Annotated in this window: 12 protein-coding genes; 9 read left to right on the top strand and 3 right to left on the bottom strand. The window is 42.2% G+C overall.

Annotated features, from left to right (window positions below):
• Window positions 1-68: 68 nt before the first annotated feature.
• The 3 genes from BN161_RS20005 to BN161_RS20015 all read left to right on the top strand — a co-directional run bounded on the left by BN161_RS20005 (window position 69) and on the right by BN161_RS20015 (window position 1,820).
• Window positions 69-731: a phosphatidylserine decarboxylase family protein gene (locus BN161_RS20005; RefSeq protein WP_044269627.1), complete on the top strand. Its 663-nt coding sequence runs from the start codon at window positions 69-71 to the stop codon at window positions 729-731.
• Window positions 732-738: 7 nt separating this feature from the next.
• The gene (gene pssA, locus BN161_RS20010) at window positions 739-1,437 is read left to right on the top strand and encodes a CDP-diacylglycerol--serine O-phosphatidyltransferase (RefSeq protein WP_044269629.1); all 699 of its coding nucleotides are present in this window, start codon (window positions 739-741) and stop codon (window positions 1,435-1,437) included.
• Between the two features lie 68 nt (window positions 1,438-1,505).
• The gene (locus tag BN161_RS20015; RefSeq protein ID WP_044269633.1) at window positions 1,506-1,820 is read left to right on the top strand and encodes a DUF4834 family protein; all 315 of its coding nucleotides are present in this window, start codon (window positions 1,506-1,508) and stop codon (window positions 1,818-1,820) included.
• Here BN161_RS20015 and BN161_RS30950 read toward each other — a convergent pair whose 3' ends face one another.
• From BN161_RS30950 to BN161_RS20030, 3 genes are all read right to left on the bottom strand, one after another.
• On the bottom strand, window positions 1,821-2,000 hold the full coding sequence (locus BN161_RS30950) for a hypothetical protein (RefSeq protein WP_044269634.1): 180 nt from the start codon (window positions 1,998-2,000) through the stop codon (window positions 1,821-1,823).
• An 88-nt stretch (window positions 2,001-2,088) separates the two neighbouring features.
• Window positions 2,089-2,523 (bottom strand): nucleoside deaminase, encoded by a 435-nt coding sequence (locus BN161_RS20025; protein ID WP_044269636.1) that lies wholly within the window; start codon window positions 2,521-2,523, stop codon window positions 2,089-2,091.
• Window positions 2,524-2,557: 34 nt separating this feature from the next.
• Window positions 2,558-2,791 carry a hypothetical protein gene (locus BN161_RS20030; RefSeq protein WP_044269640.1) on the bottom strand — a complete coding sequence of 78 codons (234 nt, stop codon included), beginning with the start codon at window positions 2,789-2,791 and terminating at the stop codon, window positions 2,558-2,560.
• 93 nt (window positions 2,792-2,884) lie between these two features.
• Here BN161_RS20030 and BN161_RS20035 point away from each other — a divergent pair, with 93 nt between their 5' ends.
• The 6 genes from BN161_RS20035 to BN161_RS20060 form a co-directional block, all read left to right on the top strand.
• Window positions 2,885-3,250, top strand: coding sequence for a YraN family protein (locus tag BN161_RS20035; RefSeq protein ID WP_044269642.1), 366 nt, complete (start codon window positions 2,885-2,887; stop codon window positions 3,248-3,250).
• A 105-nt stretch (window positions 3,251-3,355) separates the two neighbouring features.
• Window positions 3,356-5,104, top strand: a complete 1,749-nt coding sequence (locus tag BN161_RS20040; protein ID WP_044269644.1) for an AAA family ATPase — start codon at window positions 3,356-3,358, stop codon at window positions 5,102-5,104.
• A gap of 40 nt (window positions 5,105-5,144) precedes the next feature.
• Window positions 5,145-5,501 (top strand): MmcQ/YjbR family DNA-binding protein, encoded by a 357-nt coding sequence (locus BN161_RS20045; RefSeq protein ID WP_044269646.1) that lies wholly within the window; start codon window positions 5,145-5,147, stop codon window positions 5,499-5,501.
• Complete coding sequence (locus BN161_RS20050) at window positions 5,485-6,294, top strand: biotin--[acetyl-CoA-carboxylase] ligase (protein WP_394332306.1); 810 nt, start codon at window positions 5,485-5,487, stop codon at window positions 6,292-6,294. Before BN161_RS20045 ends, BN161_RS20050 begins: the two co-directional genes overlap by 17 nt.
• 800 nt (window positions 6,295-7,094) lie before the next feature.
• On the top strand, window positions 7,095-8,210 hold the full coding sequence (gene glf / locus BN161_RS20055) for a UDP-galactopyranose mutase (RefSeq protein ID WP_044269648.1): 1,116 nt from the start codon (window positions 7,095-7,097) through the stop codon (window positions 8,208-8,210).
• A 12-nt stretch (window positions 8,211-8,222) separates the two neighbouring features.
• The coding region (locus BN161_RS20060) for a galactofuranosyltransferase (protein ID WP_044269650.1) at window positions 8,223-9,000 on the top strand (778 nt) is incomplete at its 3' end.

Here is a 9,000-nt window from a genome sequence, read left to right on the forward strand (position 1 = left end):
ATTTTTGCCGATAATTTCTATTCGAAGAATAAAACAACTTACATGAGTCGACTAAAAAACTAAAAAAGATACGAATTCACCGTGAGGGGACACATACACTGGCCGGCAGTTTATTGTTGCTACTGGTTGTTAATTCCGCTCTCTACTTTGGATTAGAATGCAAATTGCCATTCTATATCGTAGCTGTGGTAAGTATTGTCCTGTATGGAATGCTGGTGAATTTTTTCAGATGCCCTATCCGCCTGTTTGGCCAGGAAGACACCGAGAAAATAGTGGTGGCACCTGCCGATGGTAGAATAGTAGTCATAGAAGAAGTGGATGAGAATGAATACTTCCACGATCGTCGGCTCATGATTTCCATCTTTATGAGTGTTATCAATGTACACGCTAATTGGTATCCGGTAGACGGAACCGTGAAGAAGGTAGCCCATCATAACGGAAAGTTCATGAAAGCCTGGTTACCGAAAGCCAGTACGGACAACGAACGTTCTACAGTGGTAATTGAAACTCCCGAAGGTGTAGAAGTAATGGCACGTCAGATTGCCGGAGCGATGGCACGACGCATCGTCACCTATGCCGAACCCGGTGAAGACTGTTATATCGATGAACACATGGGCTTTATCAAATTTGGTTCCCGTGTAGATGTATATCTCCCGTTAGGTACAGAAGTATTCGTAAAGATGGGACAAACCACTACAGGAAACCAGACTGTGATAGCCAAACTAAAATAACTAAACAATGCCTAACTGTATTACCCGCCATATCCCCAATACATTGACATGTCTGAATCTGTTCTCAGGCTGTATTGCATGTGTTATGGCTTTCGAGTTCAAGTATGAATGGGCTCTTACCTTCATTATTGTCAGCGCTGTTTTTGACTTCCTCGACGGAATGTCAGCGCGGTTGCTGAATGCCCCCTCTCCTATTGGAAAAGAATTGGACTCTTTGGCAGATGACGTCAGTTTCGGAGTAGTACCCTCAGTAATTGTATTCTCTCTATTGCGCGAAACTACTTATCCCGACTGGATGAGCTGTTTTCAAGAATATGTTCCCTATTTTGCTTTCCTCATCGCTGTATTTTCAGCATTGCGTTTGGCTAAATTTAATATTGACGAACGCCAGACCAGCTCATTCATCGGCCTGAATACTCCTGCCAATACCTTATTTTGGGCAGCAGCAGCGGCGCAATACCATGATTGGCTGATACAAGGTGGAGTAATCCTGTATGGTTTATTGATTTGCATCGTATTATTCTCTCTGTTACTGGTATCTGAATTCCCAATGTTCGCCTTCAAACTGAAGAATTTCTCTTGGGAAGAAAATAAAATCCGTTATTTGTTTTTGATAGTCAGCATTCCTTTGCTCATCTTTGTAGGACTTGCAGCTGTCATTGGCTGGTACATCATTCTGTGCTGGTTTGTAAGAAAGAAGCTCTAAACAAATCTTCTGGCACAGTTGTTGTACTATCGTTCGTAAGACGAACAATATATAAAAACGATTAGCCCATGTTTCACATCTTAGGATTTTTATTTATCATTATAGTCGTTATTCTGGTCATCGGACTCAGCATCATCGGCACCGTTCTCCGAACTGTTTTCGGACTGGGGAAACGTCGTAGCTCTTCAGGTACTTACCAGAATGGCGGAGGAAGTTATCAATCCGGTAGAGGTTATTCTTTCTCGGGTGATCAACAACAGGATGCTTCTTCGCAATCCAACGGAGAAACAACTTCCTCTGGAAATGATATCCATAGAAAACACAAGAAACTTTTCTCTAAAGATGAAGGAGAATACGTGGATTTTGAAGAAATTAAAGAATAATCAGATTTTTGCCATGCCGGTAAGAATGTATTTGCCTCTCAGATTATGCTCCTTCATATAAATTTGAACTTCCAGCCGGCAAGCAGACATTAAGGCATATCCCACTAATCTGTCATTCATAGCTTTGATAAATGAATACTCTGTATCGTTGTGAATAAAAGATATACGATGATATTCCATTACATAATGCATTTTAAGAATCTGTTAAGTAGTCAAATATACGGATAAAATACGAAATACAGATCAAAAAGAGGAACTATATTAGAATTCAGCGACGTTTTGCCGCAAAAAAATCCTTCATCAGCACTGCACACTCTTCAGCAAGAACGCCCTGTGAAACTGCCGTTTTCGGGTGCAAGGCCTGAGATGCATAACGCTGATATCCACGTTTCTCATCTCCGGCACCAAACACAAGCCTTCCCATCTGAGCCCAAGCAATCGCCCCCGCACACATTACACAAGGCTCTACTGTAACATAGAGAGTGCATTCATTCAGATATTTTCCGCCAAGAGTAGAGGCTGCGGCAGTAATAGCCTGCATTTCAGCGTGAGCAGTCACATCAGTCAAAGTTTCTGTTAAGTTATGGGCGCGAGCTATAATACGGTCTTTGCATACAACGACTGCGCCAACGGGCACTTCTCCCCTTTCGGAAGCCTTACGCGCTTCAATCAACGCCTGTTTCATATAATAGTTATCGTCCATCCGCTTCAATTTAATTAGGATTAAAGAATTCTCCTTATCGTCTCATATCATGCTCACCGAAAAGAGTCGGATAATCTTCTTCCATATTCTTATGGATAAACATGAGAATAGTCTCCCGCAGCCATCGCGATTTATTCGTTATCTTGTATTTCTCCAGATAACGGTCTACAATCCGCAGCTCTTCCTCGCTCATCAGGCAAACAATGCGCTGTTCGCGTTTGGGTTCTTCAGGTGTTGCTTTCACACACGCTTTATCTCTCTTTCTCATATTTCCTGCAAAATTAGTTTTACTTCTGTAAATACAAAGCAGAAAAAACGTATTTTTGCATAGAAACAGCTAAAAATAAGTACGAATACAGGTATGGCAGCACACAATGCTCTCGGAAAGGCCGGAGAAGACGCCGCAGTGGCGCATCTGGAATATAACGGATACACTATCTGTCACCGTAATTGGCGGAAAAATCGTCTTGAGCTGGACATTGTGGCAGTCAAGGATGAACAATTAATTGTGGTGGAGGTAAAAACCCGCAGTAATACAGAATACATCGAACCGCAAGACGCGGTTAACTGGCAGAAAGTACGCCATATCGTAGTAGCCGCTGATGCTTACATCAAGCATTTCAACATTGATGTCCCTGTACGCTTTGATATCATTACTGTTGTCGGTGAAGCTGATGCATTTAAAATAGAGCATATCAAAGATGCATTTTATCCGCCAATGTTCTGAATCAAACGTGAAAAGTGCTTTTACACAGCATTTTCGTAATTCTTCTTGCCCGTTTCGGGAAAACTCTCTATCTTCGTTCGGAAATATTCTAAAAAAGCTCTATTTATGAATCAGGCAAATTCCACTAAGCTAATCCCTTACGGGATGACAGACTTTCCTGCAATTATCCGTAATAACTATTATTATGTCGATAAGACGGAATATATCAGACAGATAGAACAGACTGCCCGTTTCTTCTTTTTCGTCCGCCCCCGTCGTTTCGGGAAGAGTCTTTTCCTCAATATGCTGGAATGCTATTATGATTGTAAGACAGAAAAACAATTTGATGAACTGTTTGGCAACTTATACGTGGGAAAACATCCTACCCCGGACCGCAACAAGTATCTTGTGCTGAAGATGAGCTTCTCCAGTATCGTCTCCGACCCGGAAAAAATGGAAGCCTCATTCAATAGTAACTGCGACATGATATTTACGGACTTTTGTCTGAAATATGCATATTTACTGCCACCGGACACCCTTGAAATGGTACAACAAAAGGAAGTGGCTTCCGAGAAGCTGACCGCGGTATGCCTGTCATTGCGGAGACAAGGCCTGAAGATGTACCTCATCCTCGACGAATACGACAATTTTGCCAACAACGTACTGGTCAACTACGGTAATACCCGTTATCGCGCCCTCACTCATGGCGACGGTTTTCTGCGGAACTTTCTCAAAACCGTCAAAGACTATACTGACAGGGTTGTGGAACGTATGTACATCACCGGTGTCAGCCCTGTAACGATGGACGATCTTACAAGTGGCTTCAATATCGCCAGCAATCAAAGTACCAACCCGGTATTCAACAGCATGATCGGGTTCACTGAAGCCGAAGTACGGGAATTACTGGAATACTACCGGCAGCAAGGAAAAATCATTCATCCCGTCGATGAGTTGATCAGCATGATGAAACCGTGGTATGATAATTACTGTTTCTCAGAAGATGCATTGAATGAACCTCCGATGTATAATTCTGACATGGTGCTCTATTTCGTGAACAGATACTTCGCCAGTCAGAAACCGCCCCGTGACATGCTCGACACCAACTGCCGCACTGACTATAACAAACTGCGCCACCTCATCCTTATAGACAAAAACTTCGGCAAAAATGCCAGTATCATTCAAGAAATCATCACACAGGGTGAAACGGTTGGCAGGATAAAAGAGTCCTTCCCCGCCGTGGAGATAGCGCAAACGGATAATTTCAAGAGTCTGCTCTTCTATTACGGAATGCTGACAATAGCGGGTACACGCGGACCGATGCTGCAACTGACAATCCCCAACCAAGTGGTGCGCGAACAACTATACGGCTATCTGGCAGACGCATACCGCACCGCCGGACACATGGACCTGGATGTTGACGAACTGAATCAGCTGATGTACGGCATGGCTTATTCCCGTGAATGGGAAAGCTACTTCCAATATATCGCCACCCGGCTAAAGGAACAAAGCTCCATCCGCGAATTCATGGAAGGTGAAGCGCACGTCAAGGGCTTTCTCCTCAGCTATATGGGCATGAACAGTTACTACATAACAATGCCCGAATACGAAATGAACAAAGGCTTCTCCGACTTCTACCTGATACCCAACCTTCCGCAACTGCCCGATATGCCGTACAGCTATGCCATTGAAGTGAAGTATTGCCCCCGCGACGCCAAAGATGCAGAAGTGGAGAAGTTGCTGGAAGATGCAGGAATGCAGTTGGCGCAATATGTAGCCTGTCCGAAAGTACAGGAAAAGAAAGGTACTACGGAAATTATCGCAATCGCCCTGGTGTTCCGCGGATGGGATTTGGTGAAATTCAAGCAAATTTCGTAACCGGACACCCGCAAATTAATAGAAATTAAAAACAGAAAGTATGGATATAGAAACCGCCCGCGAATACTGTCTCGCCAAGAAAGCCGTAACGGAATGTCTTCCGTTCGACGAGTATTCACTTGTGATGAAAGTGATGGATAAGATGTTTGTACTGATTGACTTGGAAGGCTCTAACAAAATCTGTATGAAGTGTGATCCTGAGTATGCAATAGAATTGCGTGAGCATTACTCAGCTATTGAGGGCGCCTACCACTTTAACAAGAAATACTGGAACCAGATCTTCCTTGACGGAGATGTGGACGATAAACTGATAAAGAGCCTCATCGACCATGCTTATGAGGAAGTACTAAAGAAGTTCACCAAGAAAATGCGTACCGAATATGATGCCCTGCCCTGATATGAAGAAAGAACCGAATTTGATGATTACTCCCGCAGAGTTTCCTGTCCCACTGATCATATTGCCGGAAACAGACTCTACGAATAACTATTTAACTCAACTTTGCAACGAACAGCAATCCGCTGTCCGAGAGTTCACGACGGTCATAGCCGAGCGCCAGACTGCCGGCAAAGGGCAGCGTGGCAACAGTTGGGAGTCCGAAGATTGCCGGAACATCACATTCAGCTTCGTGCTTTACCCCACTTTCATTGAAGCCCGTCGCCAGTTCATCCTTTCTCAAATCGTCTCCCTTTCCATTAAAGAAGAGTTGGACGAATGGACAAAAAGCATTTCCATCAAATGGCCGAATGACATCTACTGGAACGAAAAGAAGATTTGCGGCATACTGATAGAAAACGACCTCTCCGGACATCACATCGGACGCAGCATTTCCGGCATTGGTGTCAACATAAACCAGGAAACTTTTCGGAGCAATGCCCCCAACCCGGTATCTCTAAAGCAGATCACAGGACAAGAACATGAACGCTATCTGATACTCGCCAACATCATGAGGCGACTCAAAGAATACTATATCCTTCTGCAAACAGACTCTTCGGGCGATGCCGCCAACTGTATTGCCGAACGATATGCCCGCTCTCTTTTCCGTCGGGAAGGTTTCCACCGCTATGCCGATGCAGACGGTGAATTCCTTGCACGCCTGTTATGCGTAGAACCGGACGGGCGATTTATTCTTGAAGATCAGGCAGGAAAGGTACGCGGATATCTGTTCAAGGAAGTACAATACATTCTTTGACAAACTCAAAAAACAGGTGCCGCATTTAAAAGTTGAACTCAGGTCTACCTAGAGTTTATGCACACTTTTACCTACACGCTTACACCCATGCTCTGTATCGCCCTATTCATCGGCAATGAGCGATGGTGTAGGCAAATTTTAAAAAGGTGTAGGTAAAATTGCCTACACCAACGTAAGACAGAGTTATACCGCTAATAATAGGCTTATTACACTTCTTTTAGCAGATAAATCGACTGTTTCAACACCCCTCATTTTTCGTTTTTTTCTTCATCACAAAGACGTCGAATGTGCCAAGTAGCAGTAGTTTGCGCCATCCCGGTGGGAGAATCCCCGCCTTACAGTGATGCTCAGAACAGTGTTTGTTTACGTTGACTGCCTATGTTTTTCCGGTTAGCCACCTATGTTATTACATTATAAACCAATAATTTAGCATTACCCACAATTATAAATCACGTGCTTCACAATCGTAGTCCTGTTGCTTCACAATAATGGAGCACGTGCTCCACTAATGTGGTCGAACGGAATAAGGCACTGTTTTGCAAGACAACCTACATACTTTTAGCAATAAACATACATTGCTTTGAGAAAGAACAATAAGGCTAAAACACAGTGTAACGTAGCATATTTCCCACCTGTTTGATATCATATTTCACTCATATCAAGACATTTATAATACGTAGCCAACTCGTTTGCCAGGCGGATAACGCTATAATTGCATTGTACCACATACTTTTACATATTCAAATGCTTTGATAAGATTTTATTTTTCCGTTACTTTGCAAATCAGAAGCATTAAATAAATGGAAAAGTATATATATGACTATCTCGTTGTGGGTTCCGGTTTATTCGGTTCTGTTTTTGCTCAAATTATGAATGAAAACGGAAAGAAATGCCTGGTCATTGACAAGCGTAACCACACTGGAGGAAATATTTACACTAAAGAAGAAAATGATATAAAAATACATTGGTATGGAGCACATATATTCCATACGGACAATGAAGAAGTCTGGCGTTACATAAACAGATTCGCAAAATTCAACAATTACGTTAACTCCCCTCTGGCATACAGCGAAGGAAGGCTTTACAATCTTCCTTTTAATATGAATACATTCAATAAGTTATGGAACGTAAATACTCCGGAAGAGGCAAAACATAAGATTCAGGAACAATGCTCTAAGTATAAAGACATATCCCAGCCTGCCAATCTGGAAGAGCAAGCACTGAAACTTTGCGGAGACGACATATATTACACTTTTATTAAGGAATATACGGAAAAGCAATGGGGACGCCCCGCCAACCAACTGCCGGCTTCCATCATCAAAAGAATACCTTTCCGCCTTACTTATAACAATAACTACTTCAACGATCCCTATCAAGGTATCCCTAAAGATGGATACACTGCACTCACCAATAATCTGTTAAAGGATATTGATGTTCAAACCGATACGAACTATTTTGATAACATACCCTATTTTCAGAGTATAGCCGAAAAGATACTTTTCACAGGTTGCATTGACGAGTATTTTGAATATAAATTTGGCAGACTGGATTACAGAAGCCTGAAGTTTGAACATATCCATCTGGATACTGACAATTATCAAGGTAATGCCGTAATCAACTACAATGAAGCAAAATACCCGTTTACACGAATCATCGAACATAAACATTTTGAATTCGGGAAACAGCCTTCAACCATCATAACCAAGGAGTATCCTCAGGAATACACACCTTCCGACGAACCTTACTATCCCATCAATGATGAAAAGAATTTAAAATGCTTCAATAAGTATAAGGCATTGGCAGAAAAAGATTCCCGTGTCATTTTCGGAGGACGTTTGGGACAATATGCATATTTCGATATGGATGATACTATTGCATCCGCCATATTGCTCACTAAAAAGGAGTTATCAATCTAAAAGAACAAAATAATGACCCGATATTATCTATCCAAAAACTATAATGGCCTGAACAATGCAGGTAATAAGGCAAAAACAGATATAGAAGAAATTCTCTCTAAACTGGGATATAAAAATGCCGGACTACCGCAAACCACTTATTCCAACAAGATAGCAGGCTTTTTAATAACCCTTGCCGGAGTACTAAAAGTTTTGTTTACAGTTTCTGCCAATGACGTGGTAGTCGTCCAGTATCCTTTCAAGAAGTATTACTCTTTCGTATGTAATATCATACACTTGAAACGGGGAAAGGTTATCACGATTATCCATGACTTGGGAACTTTCAGAAGAAAGAAGTTGACAGCAGAGCAGGAAATCAAACGCCTTAACCATTCGGATGTACTGATCGTACACAACGATAAGATGGAGATATGGCTGAAAGAGCAAGGATACAGCAAACCTATGGTATGCCTGGAGATTTTCGATTATCTATCTCCTTCCGTAAACAACAATACCCAGCCTAATCAGAAACCAATTAAGGTGATCTATGCAGGAGCACTGACTTACAAGAAAAACAGATACCTGTACTCTTTGAATGATGTGATGTCAAAATGGCAATTTGAACTTTACGGCGGAGGATTCGAGGAAGACAAAATAGAAGACAAGACGTTGTTCAAATTTAAAGGTTTTGTGCCTTCTGATCAGTTAATAGAACAGGTCAGCGCCCACTTTGGCTTAATATGGGAAGGAGACTCTATCCATACTTGCTCGGGAGATTTCGGGATATACCTGAGGATAAACAATCATGAGT

It is taken from the genome of Bacteroides timonensis, assembly GCF_000513195.1.
Classification (GTDB): Bacteria; Bacteroidota; Bacteroidia; order Bacteroidales; family Bacteroidaceae; genus Bacteroides; species Bacteroides timonensis.